This window comes from Actinacidiphila acidipaludis (assembly GCF_019890725.1).
Lineage (GTDB): Bacteria > Actinomycetota > Actinomycetes > Streptomycetales > Streptomycetaceae > Actinacidiphila > Actinacidiphila acidipaludis.
The window spans coordinates 22,042-39,429 of the sequence record NZ_JAINZZ010000052.1 but is presented as its reverse complement, the minus strand read 5'-3'; the positions used below and the strand labels follow the sequence as shown (position 1 = coordinate 39,429).

Genomic DNA, 17,388 nt, shown 5'->3' with positions numbered 1-17,388 from the left:
GTACGCTCCCGAGCATGACTGTGACCCTGGAAGTCGACGAAGGCGTCGGCACCCTCCGGCTGGAGCGGCCGCCGATGAACGCGCTGGACAGCGCCACGCAGGACCGGCTGAAGGCGCTGGCGGACGAGGCGGGGCGGCGGCCCGACGTCCGGGCCGTGGTGGTGTGGGGCGGTGAGAAGGTCTTCGCGGCCGGCGCCGACATCAAGGAGATGCAGGCCATGTCCTACCAGGACATGGTCGACCGGTCGCGCGACCTGCAGGACGCCTTCACCGCGGTGGCCCGCATCCCCAAGCCGGTGGTGGCCGCCGTCACCGGGTACGCGCTGGGCGGCGGGTGCGAACTGGCGCTGTGCGCGGACTTCCGCATCGCGGCGGAGAACGCCAAGCTCGGCCAGCCGGAGATCCTGCTCGGCCTCATCCCGGGCGCCGGCGGCACCCAGCGGCTCTCCCGGCTGATCGGCCCGTCGCGCGCCAAGGACCTGATCTTCACCGGTCGCATGGTCGCCGCCGACGAGGCGCTGACCCTCGGCCTGGTCGACCGGGTGGTGCCCGCCGGCGAGGTCTACGCGCAGGCGCACGCCTGGGCCGCGCGGCTGGCGCGCGGACCGGCGTACGCGCTGCGGGCGGCGAAGGAGGCGGTGGACTCCGGCCTCGACGCGGGTCTGGACACCGGTCTGGCCATCGAACGCACGCTGTTCGCGGGCCTGTTCGCGACCCAGGACCGGGAGACCGGGATGCGCAGCTTCGTCGAGGAAGGCCCGGGCAAGGCCAAGTTCGCCTGACCGTAGGAGACTTGGGCGTGAGGCCCCGGAGATGCCCGGCAATGTCATGGGGTGAACGTCACGGAGGGTGGGCGGCCCGGCTTAAGGCAATCTTAAACGAACCTTAAGCAGGGAGTGGCCGTCCGCCCTCCGCGCTCGGTCCCGTGTGTTCAACTCCGCTGATGGGCAAGGGTGTTCCGGGGGGTTTTATGCCCGGCGAATATGCCGAAACCCGGGCTCCGAGCTCCGCTTCCGGGGGGATGAATTCACGGGGTTACCCTCCGGAACCCCCCGGTTGCGGCCATCATGAGAGGCATGGCGGGCCGGGGTGGATCGGAGCAGCCGCAGCGGGCGGAACCCGCGGCGGTCGTTGCCCCGCTCCTGCCCGACGATCCCGCGGTCGGCGTCCTGGACCTCTTGGGCGATCCGTCGGTCCGCGAGGTGCATCTCACGTCGCGGCCGGAGTCCGCGTCGACTGCCCGCCGGCTGGCACTGTCCGTGATCAGGGTCTGGGGACTCGGCTCGCACGCGGACACCGTCGAACTGCTGGTCTCCGAACTCGTCGGCAACGCGGTACGGCACACCGGCGCCCGGACGTTCGGCCTGCGGATGCAGCGCCGCCGGGGCTGGGTCAGGATCGAAGTGCGGGACCCCTCACGGGCGTTGCCCTGCCTGCTGCCGGTGCGTGACCTGGACGTCAGCGGCCGCGGCCTCTTCCTCGTCGACACCCTCTCCGACCGCTGGGGCGTGGACCTCCAGCCGCGCGGCAAGACCACCTGGTTCGAACTGCGCGTCGCCGACCACTGACCGGCGCCTGGGGTCCGGCCGCCGGGAACGAGAAGAGGCCCTCCGCGTCGGGGGGGGTGACAGCGGGAGGGCCTCTTCGGTACCGCCGCGGAGCAGGGGGGGTGTGTCCGCGGCGCCTGTGGAACGGCTGAGCCCGGGTCTGGGGTTGCCGTTGCTCTCGACTGTGGCACAGGTCGGGGTCCGGGGGCAAATCCCTGAATCGTGACTTATGCCATAAGAACGACATTTCGCAGGGCAATGCAAGGGTGATGTGGAGCCACTCACCTTATAAACAATGGCTAAGAATCCTCATTGCCTTCTCATGTAAATATTTGATCGAGTCGCTCCCCGGAGTGTCGTCCCTGACCCGAGGTGGGGGCTACCCCCACCTCTGATGGGGGAAACACCGGATGGGCCGGGAGAGTTGGGTGCGCGAGAGTCGGGTGGACGCCGAAACCCGAGGAGACCCCGATGACACGCACCGCAGGCAGCGCCGACGCGGCCGACCGCCCGGCAGCCGGCGCCGGCCTGCCCGCCCTGCTGTCCTTCGCCCGCTTCGGGGTCTGCGGCGGCGGCGTGACGCTGCTCGCCTCCGGCGCGCTGCTGCTCATCGGCGACCGGGTGCCGCTGGCGCTGGCCAACGCGGTCCTGACCGTGGCCTCCACGGTGCTGGCGACCGAACTGCACGGACGGTTCACCTTCGGCCGCGGCAGCGCGAGCTGGCGCGACCACTGGGCGAGCGGGCTGACCGTGCTGATGTCCTACCTCTTCACCACCGGCGCGCTGACGGCCTTCGACGCCCTGCGCCCGGACAGCGGCGCGCTGCTGCGGCAGGGCGTCTATCTGGCCGCCTCGGGCCTCGCCGGCCTGGCCCGCTTCCTGCTGCTGCGCCACGTCGTCTTCGCCCCCGGCCGCACGCGCCGGGTGCCGACCGCCCCGCTGGTGCCGGCCGCGTCCGTCCTCGCGGCCCCCGGCGCGTAGACACGCCGTCGCCGACCTGCACGCGGTCCGCGGTGCGGCGAGGATGGGGGCGAGGACTGTCCGACCGGCCTGGCGGAAACCGGCCGGGGGACGGGCCGGGTACCCGGGCCCGCCCGGGACATGCTGGAACACGTAACGACTCGCAGATCAGCCGACCGACCGTCGTAAGGACCGTGAATCCCATGCCCAAGGCCATCGCCTTCGCCGAGTTCGGCTCACCCGACGTGCTGCGCGTGCAGGAGCGGGACGTCCCGCAGCCGGGTCCCGGCCAGGTGCGCATCGCCGTCCGCGTCGCGGGCGTCAACGCGCTCGACCACAAGATCAGGTCGGGCCAGATGAACCAGGTCTTCCCCGTCAGCCTGCCGCACGTGCCCGGCGTCGAGGCGGCCGGGGTGATCGAGTCCCTCGGCGAGGGCGTCGAGGGGCTCACCGTGGGGGAGGCGGTGTTCGGCCAGACCGCCACCGGCGCCTATGCCGAACTCGCCCTCGCCGACGCCGGCCGGATCGCGATCAAGCCGGACACCGTCGGGTGGGAGCAGGCGGCGGCCATTCCGGTCGCGGCCGAGACCACCTACCGCGCGCTGGAGCTGCTGCGGGTCCAGCCCGGCGAGACGCTGCTCGTCCACGCGGCCGCCGGCGCCGTCGGCGGGGTCGCCGTCCAGGTCGCCGTCGCCCGCGGGCTGACCGTGATCGGCACCGCGAGCGAGGCCAACCACGACCATCTGCGGGCGCTCGGCGCGATCCCGGTCACCTACGGCGACGGCCTCGTCGAACGGGTCCGGGCGGTCGCCCCGCAGGGCGTCGACGCCGCGCTGGACGCCGCCGGCCGCGGCGGCGCGGTGGCCGCCTCCGTCGAGCTGACCGGGAACAAGGACCGGGTGGTCACCATCGCCGACGGGCAGGGCGCTGCCGAGTACGGCGTGCGGTTCACCTCCGGAGGAGGGGACGAGTACCGCGGCGAGCCGGCCTTCCAGGAGGCGCTGGCGCTGGTGGCGGCCGGCAAGCTGGAACTCCCCGTGTTCCGCGCCTTCCCGCTGGCCGAGGCCGCCGAGGCGCACCGGCTCAGCGAGGGGGGACACGTGACGGGGAAGATCGTCCTCACGGTCTGAGGCGCGGCCGGACCTCGGCGGGCGCGCCCGCCGAACCCCGAGGGGCGGACCGGACGTCGTGTCCGGCCCGCCCCGGGGAGTCGGCGCGACCGGCCGTCGGGTGCGGTCGGGCGCGGTCAGGAACCGAGCACCTGGAACTCCCACAGCGAGTACCCGTACTGCGTGGCCCGCTGGGTGCCGTACATCCGCACGTAGCGGCCGGACCCCGAGACGTTCAGCGTCTGGTTGCCGCCGGTCCCGGAGGTCGTCGAGTAGACGGTGGTCCAGTTCGTGCCGTCGTTCGACGTCTGGATCTGGAACGCCTTGGCGTACGCCGCCTCCCAGTCGAGCTTGATCTGGCTGATGGTGTGGGTGGCGCCGAGGTCCACCCGCAGCCACTGGGGGTCGCTGAACTGGCTCGACCAGCGGGTCCCGGTGTTGCCGTCGGTGGCCGAGGACGCCGGGGTGCCGGAGTTCTCGGTCGAGGACGCGGTGGTGGGCTTGCCCTGCGACAGCGGGGTGGTCGTGCCGCCGCCGCCCGGCGCCTTGTTGTAGACGGCGACGTAGTCGATGTTCATCTGGCCGCCGGAGACCGTGGCGGCGTTGGGGCCGCCGCCGAAGGCGTCGGGGAAGCCGCCGCCCATCGCCAGGTCGTAGATGATGAAGAACGGGTGGTCGACGGCGTTGGCCCACGTCGTGGCGTCGACCTGGTTGGCCTTGACGGTGAAGTAGTTGGCGCCGTCGAGGTACCAGCGGATCTGCTCGGGCGAGGTCGAGCGGTCGATCTGCACGGCATAGGTGTGGTAGCCGGTCTGGCAGCCGGAGCAGGCGCGTTCACCGGACCCGATGCCGGTGCTCTCGTTGCACGGGCCGCCGGGGTTGGTGCCGCAGTGCAGCGTGCCGAACACCGAGCTGCGGGAGTTGATGTCCTCCAGGATGTCGACCTCGCCGGAGGTCGGCCAGGTGGTGCCGGTGCGCAGGGTCGAGCCCAGCATCCAGAACGCCGGCCAGTAGCCGGCGCCGTTGGCCGTGGTCAGGTTCGGCTGCTGGATCGAGGACTGCATCATCACCACGCCGCCGGGCGGCGCGCCGAACGACGACGACTGCGTCTCGATCCGGCCCGAGGTCCACCCCGAGCGCGGGTCGCTCCCCGCATGCAGCGCCTTGAGCACCAGATGGCCGTTGCCGTCCTGGTAGACGTTCGCGGTGCTGTTGGTCATCGTCTCGATCTCACCGGTGCCGAAGCTGCTTCCGGGGCCGGTGTCGTACTTCCAGTCGGAGCCGTTGACGCCGGTGCCGGACGCACCGCTGAAGTCGTCGCTCCAGGTGGTCGTGAAGCCGGCCGGCGGGGCGGGCACGGCGTTCGGGGCGGGAGCCGGTGCGGCGGCGTTCGCCGCGGCGCGGGCCGGCGGGGTGGCCGCGCCACCGGTGCCGGTCGCCGCGGTGAACCCGGCGAGGCTGAGCGCGGCCACCGCCACGGCGGCCAGACCCAGGCGGGTCCGGGAACGCCGGGCGCGGTGGCCGCGGGGCGGGGGAGAGCCGGGGATGTCGTCCGGCTCGTGCGCGAAGTCGTGCGCGAAGGTGACAGGCATGACGTTCTCCAGACCGGGTGGGGGACCGTGTCGAGGCGTCCGGCGCTATCTGAGAGCGCTCTCTGGCCAACGAGTTGTCTATAACCCCACGCGTCACACGTCAAGGTCTGCGCCGCCTCCCGCCCCTCCGCCCCGCTGAGCGGAGCACGCACGACGGCGGGCCCGGGTCGGTCGACCCGGGCCCGCCGCGGCAGGAGTTCACCCCTCAGGGGTCACGGCTGCAGCCGCACCACCTGCGGGTCGTGGTCGCTCGTCTGGTTCGCGAACTCGGAGTTGATGTGCACGACGTCGTACTCGACGTCCTTCAGCGCCGGGCTGACCAGGATGTGGTCGAGCACCTGCGAGTTGCCCTCGTAGACGTAGGAGTAACGCTCCTTCAGCGGCAGGGTGTTGACCAGGTCGGTGAGGACCTTGCCGTTCCCCGTCAGGCTGAGCACCGCCGGCGAGAACTGGTAGTCGTTCAGGTCGCCCAGCACCACCACGTCGGCGTGCGGGTCGGCCTGCTCGAGCTGCTGGACGAAGTCGTGCTCGATGACCGCCTGCCGCACCCGCTGCACCTCGGAGCTGCGCACCGGCGGCTGGAAGCGGCTGTCGATGCCCTGGTCGCCGCCCTTGCTGTCGAAGTGGTTGGCGATCACGAACAGCTTCTTGCCGCGGAAGGTGAACTCGCCCGCCAGCGGCTTGCGGCTGGTGGTCCACGCCGGGTCGTTCGGTGCGATCCGGCCGGGGGAGGCGGTCAGCGCGGTGTTCTTCCCGGTGCCGGTGACGCCGACCGCGGTGGTCGAGCCGCCGCCGGCGCGGTCGGTGAAGCCCACGCGCTGCGCGTTGAACAGGAACGCCTGGCGGATGTTGCCGCCGGGCTGGCCGCCGTCCTTGTCGTCGACCGGGTCGATCTCACGCCAGTCGTAGCGCGGGCCGCCCGCCGCCACGATCGCGTCGACCAGTTTCTGCAGCGTCCTGTCCGCGGCCACCGTGCCGTCGTCCGTCGCGCCGCTGTTGTCCTGGATCTCCTCCAGGGCGACGACGTCGGGCGAACGCAGGTTGGTGACCAGGCCCTTGGCCAGCGCGTCGAACTTCGACTGCGGGTTGTCCGGGGCCAGGTTCTCGACGTTGTACGTGGCGACCGTCGCCTGGTCCGAGGCGGCCTTGGCGGTCACCTCGGGGGTGATCCCGCCGCTCTTGACCGTGCCGATCGTGCGGGCCTCGACGGCGTAGGTGCCGGCGAACTGGTTGTAGTCCAGCGGGCCCGCGGTGGTCCCGGCCAGTGTGTCGCCGACGTTGGCCACCGGGAACGCCTGGTCGGCAGTCGGGATCAGTGACTGCACCATCAGACGGCCCGAGTTGGGCTGGTCGTACCCGGTGTAGAGCGTGCCGCCGCGCTTGGTGCGGTTCTGGGTGGGCTTCACCGTCACCCACAGCTCGGAGTACGGGTCGGTGGCGCCCACCACGCGGGTGTCGGCGATCTGGACGTTCATGCCCTCCAGGGACGCGAACAGGTCCAGGGCGTAGTCCGAGGGCCGCAGTGGCACGTTCTCGATGCTGCCGCCGCCCGCGCTCGGCACGAAGGCGTCCGGCACGGAACGGGCGTCGAGCACCACGGGCGCGGGCAGCGGGTTGCCGCTGGAGACCTTCGTCACCGTGGGCTTGGTCAGCTCGGTGACCGCCTGGCCGCCGGCCGCGGCGCCGCCCGGGTAGTACTGCGAGACCGTCGCGGCGACCGACACCGCGTCCCCGACCGCGACGGTGGGGGCGGAGCTGGTGAAGACGTAGATGCCCTCGCTGGTACGGGGGTTGTCGTCGGCGTTCGGGTCCTGCATCCAGAAGCCCTTGGAGGAGCCGTAGCCGCGCACGCCGGTGACGACGCCGGTGACGCCGGTGACGGCCTTGCCGTCCAGCGGGGACACCCGGGTGTCGCCCTGGATGTCGTGGATCTTCGCCGCGACCGGCGGCTCGCCGGTGGGCGGCGTCGTCGGGGGCGTGGTGGGCGGGGTGGTGGGAGGCGTGCAGTCGCCCCCGCCGCCGCTGGTGGCGCCGGCGTCCACGCCGACGGTGGTGGTGCCGCCGCCGGTGGTGGCGCCCGAGTCCACCCCGGCGCTGCTGCTGCCGCCGTCCGTGCCGCCCCCGGTGGTGGCGCCCGCGTCCACGCCGCCGATGGCGTCGCCGCCGGTGGTGGTGGTGCCGCCGTCCGTGCCGCCGACGGTGCCGCCATCGGTGACCCCGGCCGTGCCGCCGCCGCTGACGTCGCCGCCGCCGCTGGTGATGCCGCCGATGGCGTCACCGCCGCCGGTGACACCCACCGTGCCGCCGTCGTCGGAGGCGACCCGGGCCGTCGGGCAGTTGCCACCCGAGTTCTGCGGAGTGGGCGGGCCAGCGGTGAAGTCGGCCGCGTTGTCGTCGGTGTCGGCGAGGTTCGCCGCGCGGGTCACCGAGTTGGTGTTGCTCGCGCCCGCCGCCGCGCCGCCGCCCTCGTGGACCACGGCGGTGCCGTAGCCGACGAGGTCCTTCACGCGCTTGTCGGCGGCGCAGTCGGCGGCCGTCAGGCAGGTCAGCGGGTCCGCGCCGGACACCAGCGCGACCGTGCCGCTCGTGCCGGCCATCGCGATGGTGCCGGTGGCGTCCGGGGTCGGCAGCGCCTGGGTGCCGCCGGTGCCGGCCGCCTCGCCGACGAGGTAGCGGCCGCCGCCGGCCAGCGAGCCGGTCAGCGTGGTGACCTGCCACTTGGAGCTGGCGGAAGGGCTGCCGGGCAGGTACTGCACGGTGTAGCCGCTCAGATCCAGCGGCGCGGCACCGGAGTTCGCCAGCTCGACGAAGTCATTGGTGTACAGGGCACCGGAGTTGCCCCCGCCGCCGTAGACCTCGGCGATCACGCCGTCCGAGGACGGGGTCGCGAAGGCGGAGTGGACGGTCACGCCCGCCAGGACGACGGCGCCGGCTATGCCGATGGGCAGCATGCGCTTGCGGAGCTGGGACCTGGCCGGACTCGCGGACCGGGGTCTCGCGGGCTGAGGTGTGGCCTCGGAAGGGTGCGACACCGGAGGGAATCTCCTTTGTGCGGACGGCACTCGGACATGACACGGCGTCAACCCGCCGGGCGGGCGCGCGCGATCGGCCTCAAGATACGCGCGTAGAACGGGACGCAGAAGGCGTTTCCCGTGAAATCTTGGGTGCCGAAAGTGAATTCCGTCCGGCTTGCGGTGATCCGCGCCCGGTCACACCGCCGTGGGCGCCGCGGCCGCCGCCGGCCCGCGCATGGCGGTGACGATCGACTCGACCCCGCGCCGGTAGTACGCCTCCGCGCTCGGGCAGTCGGTGAGCGGCCCGGCCGCCGCCACCACGTGCGGGTAGCGCGCCGGGTCCAGGGTGAGCAGCCGGGCCCGCTTGGCGCGCAACGCCTCGTCCCGGGCCGCGGGGTCGGTGTCGTCGCCGCGGCCGGGCTCGGTGAGTACCAGCGTGACCAGGAAGTTCAGTGCCTTGCAGGCGTGCTCGGCGCCGTCGTCGACGCTCATGCCGGCTTCGGCCAGCAGCGTCAGCGTGCGCTCGGTGATGGCGAGTCCCGACTCGGCGGACAGTATCCGGTCGAAGAGCAGGGGGGTGGCGTTGGGGTGCGGGCGCATGGCGTCCAGGAACGCGGTGAGCAGGTCGGCCATCTGCTCGTGCCAGGGCCGGTCGTCGGCCGCCGGGAGCCGGACGTCGTCCAGGACGCGTTCGGCGACGGCGTCGAGCAGTCCGTCCTTGTCGTCGAAGTGCCGGTACAGCGCCATGGGGGTCACGTCGTGCTGCTGGGCGACCCGCCGCACGGTGACGGCCTCCAGGCCCTCCGCGTCGACCACGGACATGGCCGTGGCGACCAACTCGTCCCTGTTCAAGCGCTTCTGCGCCGGCATCCGCGGGCCTCCCGGTCGATGTGGTGCGTACAGCGTACGCATCCGCGGGATGCGGCCCGAGGGGCGGAGTTCCAGCGAAGGTATACGCCGTACACAAGAGTGTGTATGGTGAACGCTGAAAGCTTACGTCGTATACCTAGTTTGTGGGAGACCACCATGCGACGCAGTCCCTGGGCCACGCTCACCGTGCTGGCCCTCGCCCAGTTCATCGTGGTGCTCGACGTGACGATCGTGAACGTCGCACTGCCCGACATCCAGCGGGACCTCGGCTTCAGCACCGACGGCCTGCAGTGGGTGATCAGCGCCTACACCCTGCTCTTCGGCGGCTTCCTGCTGCTCGGCGGCCGCGCGGCCGATCTGCTGGGCTCCCGGCGCGTGTTCGCGGCCGGCCTCGCCCTCTTCGGCGTGACCTCGCTGCTCGGCGGACTGGCCGGCTCGCCCGGCCTGCTGATCGCCGCCCGCGCGGTCCAGGGGCTCGGGGGCGCGCTGCTGTCGCCCGCCGCGCTGTCGATCCTCACCGTCACCTTCGAGCACGGCCGCCGCCGCAACATCGCCATGGGCGTGTGGGGCGGCCTGGCCGGACTGGGCGGCACGCTCGGCGTGGTGGCCGGCGGCCTGCTGGTCGACTCCTTCAGCTGGCGCTGGGTGTTCATCGTGAACGTGCCGATCGTCGTCGGCCTGGTCGCCGTCACCCCCGTCTTCGTCCGGCGGATCGTGCCGCACGACGGCAACCGCTCCTTCGACCTGCTCGGCGCGTTCCTCGGCACCGGCGGCCTGCTGGCCCTGGTCTACGGCGTGGTCCGCGCCGAACCCGCCGGGTGGGCCTCGGCCGAGGTGGCCGGATGCCTGGCCGCGGGCGTGGTGCTGCTGGCGGCCTTCGTCGCCGTCGAGGCCCGCGCCGAGGCGCCGCTCGTCCCCCTGCGGCTGCTGCGCAACCGCGCGCTGAGCACGGCGGGCGGCGCGCTGGCGCTCAACGGCGCCGCGTTCCTGTCCATGTTCTTCCTGACCGCGATCTTCCTCCAGCAGGCCCGGGGCGGCTCGGCGCTGCGGGCCGGGGTCGAGTTCCTGCCGATGGGCGGCGCGGCGATCGCGGCCGCGGTCGCCACCACGCCGCTGGTCACCCGGTTCGGCACCCGTCCCGTGCAGTTGGCCGGCGCGGTCCTCAACGTGGCCGGGCTGGTGCTGCTCGCCCAGGCCGGTGCGCACGGCTCGTACGCCTCCGGGCTGCTGCCCGGGCTGGTGCTCTTCGGCGTCGGCATCATCGGGGTCGCCGTGCCGGGCCAGATCGCGGCGGTGGTGGACGTGGCGCCCCGGGAGGCGGGGGCGGCGTCCGGCCTGGTCACGGCGTTCTACCAGGTCGGGGGCGCGCTCGGGCTCGCGGTGGTGACGACGCTGTCGACGTCGCGGACCACCGGGGCGCTCGCCGACGGCTCCGCGCCCGCCGACGCGCTGGCCGCCGGATTCCACCGCGGGCTGCTGGTGGCCGCGGTCTTCAGCACCGCGACGATCCTGATCACCTTCGCCTCGCCCCGGCTCGCACCGACCCCGGACCAGATCGCCGAGGCCGCGGCGGCCGCCTGACGCCGGACTCCCCGCGGGCCCGGACCGCTCCCGGAATGCGGGAGTTGGCCGGGCGCGCGAAGCTGGGTAGTGGGCCGCGGCACGGGGCGGGCCCCGTCCGGTGCGGTGTTCAGGACCGCGTGGGCCGTGGCCACGGCCGCCGGGCCGCCGCCGCGCCGCCCGCCGTCCCCCGGAACGTGCCGGCCCGAAGCGGCGGCCGGGACGCGGACTCCCGGGCGCGTGCGAGATGTGCCCGGTCCTGGGGCGCGGCCGTCTGTCAGTACCCAGCGACCGACCGTGAGGAGTGTGGTCATGCCGTACACCACCGCGAAGGACGGCACCAAGATCTTCTACAAGGACTGGGGCTCCGGGCAGCCGGTCGTCTTCAGCCACGGCTGGCCGCTGCACGCCGACGCGTGGGACCCGCAGGCGCAGCTCGTCGCGGACAACGGCTTCCGCGCGGTCGCCCACGACCGGCGCGGGGGCGGGCGTTCCGGGCAGCCCTGGGAGGGCAACGACCTCGACACGTACGCCGACGACCTGGCGTCCGTCATCGAGAGCGCCGACCTGCGCGACGTGATCCTGGTGGGGCACTCGACCGGCGGCGGTGAGGTGACCCGCTACATGGGCAAGTACGGCACCGGCCGGGTCGCCAAGGCCGTGCTGGTCGGCGCGATACCGCCGCTGATGCTGAAGACGGCGGACAATCCCGAGGGGCTGCCGATGGAGGTGTTCGACGAGATCCGCAAGGGCGTGGCGACCGACCGCTCGCAGTTCTACGAGGACCTCAGCGCGGCGTTCTACGGCGCCAACCGCCCCGGATCGACGGTGAGCCAGGGCACCCGCGACATGTTCTGGCTGTGGTCGATGTCCGTCGGCATCAAGGGCGCCTACGACTGCATCAAGGCGTTCTCCGAGACGGACCTGACCGAGGACTGCAAGAAGGTCGACGTCCCGACGCTGATCGTCCACGGGGACGACGACCAGATCGTGCCGATCGTGTCCGCGGGCAACAAGTCGTCCAAGCTGATCAAGAACTCGACGTTCAAGGTCTACGAAGGCGCGCCGCACGGGCTGGCGATGGTCCCCAAGTTCGCCGAGCGCTTCAACGAGGACCTCCTCGCCTTCGCCCGGAGCTGACGCCGTCCGGCCGACGACACCGCGCCCGCGCCCCGAACGGGGCGCGGGCGCGTACGCGGGTCAGGCCGCGTGAATCAGCACTCGATGACGTTCACCGCGAGGCCGCCGCGTGCGGTCTCCTTGTACTTGATCTTCATGTCCGCGCCGGTCTCCTTCATGGTCTTGATGACCTTGTCCAGGGAGACGTGGTGGCGGCCGTCGCCGCGCATCGCCATCCGGGCGGCGGTGACGGCCTTGACCGCGGCCATGCCGTTGCGCTCGATGCACGGGATCTGGACCAGGCCGCCGACCGGGTCGCAGGTCAGGCCCAGATTGTGCTCCATGCCGATCTCTGCGGCGTTCTCCACCTGCTCGGAGGAGCCGCCCAGCACCTCGGCCAGGCCGCCCGCGGCCATGGAGCAGGCCGAGCCCACCTCGCCCTGGCAGCCGACCTCGGCGCCGGAGATCGAGGCGTTCTCCTTGAAGAGCATCCCGATGGCGCCCGCCGCCAGCAGGAAGCGGACGATCGCGTCCTCCTGCTCCTCCACCGGGCCGCTCTTGGGCGCCACGAAGTTCAGGTAGTAGTGCAGCACCGCGGGGATGATGCCGGCGGCGCCGTTGGTCGGCGCGGTCACCACCCGTCCGCCCGCCGCGTTCTCCTCGTTGACGGCCATCGCGTAGAGGGTCACCCACTCCATCGCGTGGGCCGCCGGGTTGCCCTCGGCCCGCAGCTGCCGCGCGGACTGGGCGGCCCTGCGCCGCACCTTCAGGCCGCCGGGCAGGATGCCCTCGCGGGACATCCCGCGGGACACGCACGCCTGCATGACCTGCCAGATGTCCAGCAGCCCGGCCCGGATCTCCGCCTCGCTGCGCCAGGCCTTCTCGTTCTCCAGCATCAGCGCCGAGATCGACAGGCCGGTGTCCCGGGACTGCCGCAGCAGCTCGTCGCCGGTGCGGAACGGGTAGCGCAGCACCGTGTCGTCCAGCTTGATCCGGTCCTCGCCGACCGCGTCCTCGTCGACCACGAAGCCGCCGCCGACCGAGTAGTACGTCTTCTCCAGCAGCGGCTCACCGTCCTCGTCGTACGCGAAGAGGGTCATGCCGTTGGCGTGGTACGGCAGCGACTTGCGGCGGTGCAGCACGAGCTGGGTGGCCGGGTCGAACGCGATCTCGTGGGCGCCCAGCACGCTCAGCCGCTTGGCGGCGTGGACGGCCGCGACCTCGTCGTCGGCGGTCTCCACGTTCACCGTGCGCGGCGAGTGGCCGGCCAGGCCCAGCAGCACGGCCTTCGGCGTGCCGTGACCGTGCCCGGTGGCCCCCAGCGACCCGAACAGCTCGGCGCGGATCGCCGCGGTGTGGGCGAGCAGGCCCTCGTTCTTCAGCCGGTGCGCGAAGATGCCCGCGGCCCGCATCGGGCCCACGGTGTGCGAGCTCGACGGGCCTATGCCGACGGAGAAGAGGTCGAAGACCGAGATTGCCATGGTGCTGGGGACTCCTGTCTGACGGGGGGACGCCGTTGTCCCCCCTGGGGTCGGGGGCGCGCCCTCGCGGGCGCGCCCCCGGTCGGGCTTACGCGTACAGCGGGTACTTCGCGGCCAGCGCGGAGACCCGGTCGCGCAGGGCGGCGGCCTTGTCGGCCGCGTAGTCGGGCTTCAGCGCCTGCGCGATGATGTCGGCCACCTCGCGGAAGTCCTCCGCGCCGAAACCGCGGGTCGCCAGGGCCGGCGTGCCGATCCGCAGACCCGAGGTGACCATCGGCGGCCGCGGGTCGTTCGGGACGGCGTTGCGGTTGACGGTGATGCCGACCTCGTGCAGCCGGTCCTCGGCCTGCTGACCGTCCAGCGCGGAGTTGCGCAGGTCGACCAGGACGAGGTGCACGTCCGTGCCGCCGGACAGCACCGCCACGCCGGTCTCCGCCAGGTCCGGCTGGACCAGCCGGTCGGCGAGGATCTTCGCGCCCTCCAGGGTACGGGACTGGCGGTCCTTGAACTCGTCCGTGGCCGCGGCCTTGAACGCCACCGCCTTGGCCGCGATCACGTGCTCCAGCGGACCGCCCTGCTGGCCGGGGAAGACCGCGGAGTTGATCTTCTTGGCCAGGTCGGCCCGGGAGAGGATCACACCGCCGCGCGGGCCGCCCAGCGTCTTGTGGGTCGTGGTGGTGACCACGTCCGCGTACGGCACCGGGGACGGGTGCAGCCCGGCCGCGACCAGACCCGCGAAGTGCGCCATGTCGACCATCAGGTACGCCCCGACCTCGTCGGCGATCCGCCGGAACTCGGCGAAGTCGAGCTGCCGCGGGTACGCCGACCAGCCGGCGATGATCAGCTGCGGCCGGTGCTCCTTGGCGAGCTTCTCCACCTCGGCCATGTCGACGAGGCTGGTCTGCTCGTCCACGTGGTAGGCGGCGACCTTGTAGAGCTTGCCCGAGAAGTTGATCCGCATGCCGTGGGTCAGGTGCCCGCCGTGCGCGAGGTCCAGGCCCAGGATGGTGTCACCCGGCTTGAGCAGGGCGAACATCGCGGCGGCGTTGGCCTGCGCGCCCGAGTGCGGCTGGACGTTCGCCGCCTCGGCGCCGAACAGCTCCTTGACCCGGTCGATGGCGAGCTGCTCGATGACGTCGACGTGCTCGCAGCCGCCGTAGTAGCGGCGGCCGGGGTAGCCCTCGGCGTACTTGTTGGTCAGGACCGAGCCCTGCGCCTCGAGGACGGCGACCGGAGCGAAGTTCTCCGACGCGATCATCTCCAGCGTGGACTGCTGGCGGTGCAGCTCGGCGTCGACCGCGGCGGCGACGTCCGGGTCGAACTCGTGCAGGGACTGGTTCAGCAGCGACATCGTGCGCCCTCAGCCCGCGACGAACGCGTCGTACTCGGCCGAGGTCAGCAGGTCCGCCGCCTCCTCGGACTCGCGGACCTTGAACAGCCAGCCGCCCGCGAACGGCGCGGAGTTGACCAGGGACGGGTCGTCGACCACGTCCTGGTTGACCTCCGTGACCTCACCGGTCACCGGCGAGTACAGGTCGCTGACGGACTTGGTGGACTCCAGCTCGCCGCAGGTCTCACCCGCCGTGACGGTCGAACCGGCCTCGGGGAGCTGGACGAAGACGACGTCGCCGAGCGCGTCCGCGGCGTGCGACGTGATGCCCACGGTGGCGACCCCGTCCGCGGGGGCCGAGACCCACTCGTGCTCCTTGCTGTAACGCAGCTGCTCAGGGTTGATGCTCATGTCGGAATTCTCCCGGATGGTTGGCGGTCCTCGCACGCGGCGCGAGGACGGAGGAGGTAAGAGGAGTCTCAGCGCTCGCGCTTGTAGAACGGCAGGGCCACGACCTCGTGCGGCTCCTGGGCGCCGCGGATGTCCACCGCGACCCCGGCCGTGCCCGGCGCGGCGTGCGCGGCGTCCACGTAGGCCATCGCGACGGGCACACCGAGCGTGGGCGAGGGGGCACCGGAGGTGACCTCGCCGATCACCGCGCCCGAGCCGTCGGTGACCGGGTAGCCGGCCCGGGGCACCCGGCGGCCCTGGGCCACCAGGCCGACGAGCTTGCGCGGCGGGGTCGCCGCGGCCTTCTCGGCCGCCACCGTCAGCGCCTGGCGGCCGACGAAGTCGCCCGGCTTGTCGAACTTCACCACACGGCCGAGACCGGCGTCGAAGGGGGTCAGCGCGGTGGTCAGCTCGTGCCCGTACAGCGGCATGCCGGCCTCCAGGCGCAGGGTGTCCCGGCAGGACAGACCGCACGGCACCAGCCCCGCGGCCCGGCCTGCCTCGGTCAGCGCCTGCCACAGCGCCTCGGCGTCGGCCGGCGCGACGAACAGCTCGAAGCCGTCCTCGCCGGTGTAGCCGGTGCGGGCGATCAGCGCCGGGACCCCGGCGACCGTGCCGGGCAGCCCGGCGTAGTACTTCAGCCCGTCCAGGTCCGCGTCGGTCAGGGACTTCAGGATGCCGGGGGACTCCGGGCCCTGGACGGCGAGCAGCGCGTACGCGTCGCGGTCGTCGCGGACCGCCGCGTCGAAGCCCGCGGCGCGCTCGGTCACCGCGTCCAGCACGATCTGGGCGTTCGAGGCGTTGGCGACGATCATGAACTCCTGCTCGCCGAGCCGGTACACGATCAGGTCGTCCAGGATGCCGCCGTCGGCCGCGCAGATCATGGTGTAGCGGGCCCGGCCCACGGCCAGCGCCGAGAGGTGGCCGACCAGCGCGAAGTCCAGCAGCTCCCCGGCCTGCGGGCCGGTCACGGCGATCTCACCCATGTGGGACAGGTCGAACAGGCCGGCCCGGGTGCGAACCGCCTGGTGCTCCTCGCGCTCGCTGGCGTACCGCAGCGGCATGTCCCAGCCGGCGAAGTCGGTCATGGTGGCGCCGAGCGCGCGGTGCAGCGCGTCCAGCGCGGTACGGCGCGGCGCGCCCGCGGGCTGGCTCGGGGATTCGCTCATCGGAAACGGGCTCCCAGGTGAGGACGGTGAACAGGACGGATGCACGGAGGACGAGGCCACTGCGGCCTCCCCATCTGTCATCGGAACCTGAGAGGTTCACCGTGAACCCCCGATCATCGTCGGGGGACCCCGGCTTGCACCTTGGGTGAGAGGAGCCCTACGGCCCCTCCGCTTTTCAGATCTGCCTCGCCCGCGCGGTATCTGTGCCTGAGAGATTCAAGGGAGGACTTGCTCCTTCGGCGCCCGGCCCCGGACAGGGTCGGAACTCTCCCGCGCGGCCTCCAACGGCCGGTATGCAAGTTGTGGTGGCCATCATTGCACGCCCGTGTGACGCATGCCCGCCTCCGGCCCCGTAGTCCCTGCCAGGCCCTAAGATTTCCCGGGCGGCGGGCGAGTGCCGCACCGGCACATCGGCGGACAAGGGTGGACGACGGCGACATGGAGACTCCGGCACCGTACATATGGCCGGCCAACGAGCTGGAAGAGGTGCTGACCGCCAGCGTCGGCAACCCCGGCGCCGGGCCCCGGCTGCTGGAGGTCCTCGGCCGCTCCCAGGTGTGGGTTCCGCTGCCCAACGGCGGCCACCCCGGCGCGGACGGCCTCGACCTGCCCACCGTCGAACTCGGCGGCGCCGTCTACGTGCCGGTGTTCAGCTCCGAGCAGCAGTTCCGGCAGGCGGCCGAGGGCATGTCCTGCACCGTCGCGCCGGTCCACGAGTTCGCCCGCGGCCTGCCGCCCACGGTCGGCATCGCCGTCAACCCCGGCGGAGCCGTCGGGGTGCCGGTGCCGCCCGCCGCCGTCGCCGAGCTGTGCCGGCCCGAACGCGGCGACAACCCCGCCTCCGGCGGCCGGGTCCGGCTCTGGGAGCCGGACCACGACGACGACCCGATCGACTTCCTCGCCGCCGCGGCCGGCGAGTTCGCGGTCACCCCGGTGGTGCTCACCGCCCGGCGCGCCCTGGCCGCGGTCGAGGACGAGCCGCCGTCGCTCTTCGTGGGCGTGGAGCTGGACGCCTGGCAGGAGGGCGACCGAGCCGCGGCCATGGACGCCCTCGGCCGGGCGCTGGGCGCCGCGCCGCTGACCGTGCCGGTCCACCTGATCCTGCTGGACATCGCCCAGGACCCGGTCGCGGACTGGATGCTGGAGTCCGTCCGGCCCTTCTTCACCCGCGAGTGACCGTAGCGGAG

The 17,388-nt window shown here is 72.6% G+C and carries 14 protein-coding genes and 1 riboswitch; of the genes, 7 read left to right on the top strand and 7 right to left on the bottom strand.

What is annotated here, in order from left to right:
* The first annotated feature begins 14 nt into the window (after window positions 1–14).
* From K7862_RS28970 to K7862_RS28955, 4 genes are all read left to right on the top strand, one after another.
* The gene (locus K7862_RS28970) at window positions 15–782 is read left to right on the top strand and encodes an enoyl-CoA hydratase/isomerase family protein (protein WP_222967644.1); all 768 of its coding nucleotides are present in this window, start codon (window positions 15–17) and stop codon (window positions 780–782) included.
* Window positions 783–1,076: 294 nt separating this feature from the next.
* Window positions 1,077–1,568, top strand: a complete 492-nt coding sequence (locus K7862_RS28965) for an ATP-binding protein (protein WP_222967642.1) — start codon at window positions 1,077–1,079, stop codon at window positions 1,566–1,568.
* A gap of 450 nt (window positions 1,569–2,018) precedes the next feature.
* Complete coding sequence (locus K7862_RS28960) at window positions 2,019–2,528, top strand: GtrA domain-containing protein (protein ID WP_222967640.1); 510 nt, start codon at window positions 2,019–2,021, stop codon at window positions 2,526–2,528.
* Between the two features lie 182 nt (window positions 2,529–2,710).
* Window positions 2,711–3,637 carry an NADP-dependent oxidoreductase gene (locus tag K7862_RS28955; RefSeq protein WP_222967639.1) on the top strand — a complete coding sequence of 309 codons (927 nt, stop codon included), beginning with the start codon at window positions 2,711–2,713 and terminating at the stop codon, window positions 3,635–3,637.
* Window positions 3,638–3,753: 116 nt separating this feature from the next.
* Here the strand turns inward: K7862_RS28955 and K7862_RS28950 are convergent, their stop codons facing one another.
* The 3 genes from K7862_RS28950 to K7862_RS28940 all read right to left on the bottom strand — a co-directional run bounded on the left by K7862_RS28950 (window position 3,754) and on the right by K7862_RS28940 (window position 9,092).
* Window positions 3,754–5,208, bottom strand: coding sequence for a discoidin domain-containing protein (locus tag K7862_RS28950; RefSeq protein WP_222967637.1), 1,455 nt, complete (start codon window positions 5,206–5,208; stop codon window positions 3,754–3,756).
* Between the two features lie 212 nt (window positions 5,209–5,420).
* Entirely contained in the window at window positions 5,421–8,159 is a 2,739-nt protein-coding gene (locus K7862_RS28945; RefSeq protein WP_222967656.1) for a DUF8508 domain-containing protein, read from the bottom strand.
* Window positions 8,160–8,417: 258 nt separating this feature from the next.
* The gene (locus K7862_RS28940; protein WP_222967635.1) at window positions 8,418–9,092 is read right to left on the bottom strand and encodes a TetR/AcrR family transcriptional regulator; all 675 of its coding nucleotides are present in this window, start codon (window positions 9,090–9,092) and stop codon (window positions 8,418–8,420) included.
* Window positions 9,093–9,248: 156 nt separating this feature from the next.
* On the opposite strand from K7862_RS28940, the gene K7862_RS28935 reads away from it, so the two are divergent.
* Window positions 9,249–10,673 (top strand): MFS transporter, encoded by a 1,425-nt coding sequence (locus K7862_RS28935; RefSeq protein ID WP_222967633.1) that lies wholly within the window; start codon window positions 9,249–9,251, stop codon window positions 10,671–10,673.
* A 291-nt stretch (window positions 10,674–10,964) separates the two neighbouring features.
* On the top strand, window positions 10,965–11,792 hold the full coding sequence (locus tag K7862_RS28930; RefSeq protein ID WP_222967631.1) for an alpha/beta fold hydrolase: 828 nt from the start codon (window positions 10,965–10,967) through the stop codon (window positions 11,790–11,792).
* 74 nt (window positions 11,793–11,866) lie between these two features.
* Here the strand turns inward: K7862_RS28930 and K7862_RS28925 are convergent, their stop codons facing one another.
* The 4 genes from K7862_RS28925 to gcvT form a co-directional block, all read right to left on the bottom strand.
* The gene (locus K7862_RS28925; protein WP_222967629.1) at window positions 11,867–13,252 is read right to left on the bottom strand and encodes an L-serine ammonia-lyase; all 1,386 of its coding nucleotides are present in this window, start codon (window positions 13,250–13,252) and stop codon (window positions 11,867–11,869) included.
* Window positions 13,253–13,340: 88 nt separating this feature from the next.
* Window positions 13,341–14,603: a serine hydroxymethyltransferase gene (gene glyA, locus K7862_RS28920; RefSeq protein ID WP_222967627.1), complete on the bottom strand. Its 1,263-nt coding sequence runs from the start codon at window positions 14,601–14,603 to the stop codon at window positions 13,341–13,343.
* Window positions 14,604–14,612: 9 nt separating this feature from the next.
* On the bottom strand, window positions 14,613–14,993 hold the full coding sequence (gene gcvH, locus K7862_RS28915) for a glycine cleavage system protein GcvH (RefSeq protein WP_222967625.1): 381 nt from the start codon (window positions 14,991–14,993) through the stop codon (window positions 14,613–14,615).
* A 68-nt stretch (window positions 14,994–15,061) separates the two neighbouring features.
* Window positions 15,062–16,201, bottom strand: coding sequence for a glycine cleavage system aminomethyltransferase GcvT (gcvT, locus tag K7862_RS28910; RefSeq protein WP_222967623.1), 1,140 nt, complete (start codon window positions 16,199–16,201; stop codon window positions 15,062–15,064).
* Window positions 16,202–16,386: 185 nt separating this feature from the next.
* A riboswitch (glycine riboswitch) is annotated at window positions 16,387–16,484 on the bottom strand.
* Window positions 16,485–16,639: 155 nt separating this feature from the next.
* On the opposite strand from gcvT, the gene K7862_RS28905 reads away from it, so the two are divergent.
* Window positions 16,640–17,377, top strand: coding sequence for an enhanced serine sensitivity protein SseB (locus tag K7862_RS28905; protein ID WP_222967621.1), 738 nt, complete (start codon window positions 16,640–16,642; stop codon window positions 17,375–17,377).
* The last annotated feature ends 11 nt before the right edge of the window (window positions 17,378–17,388 follow it).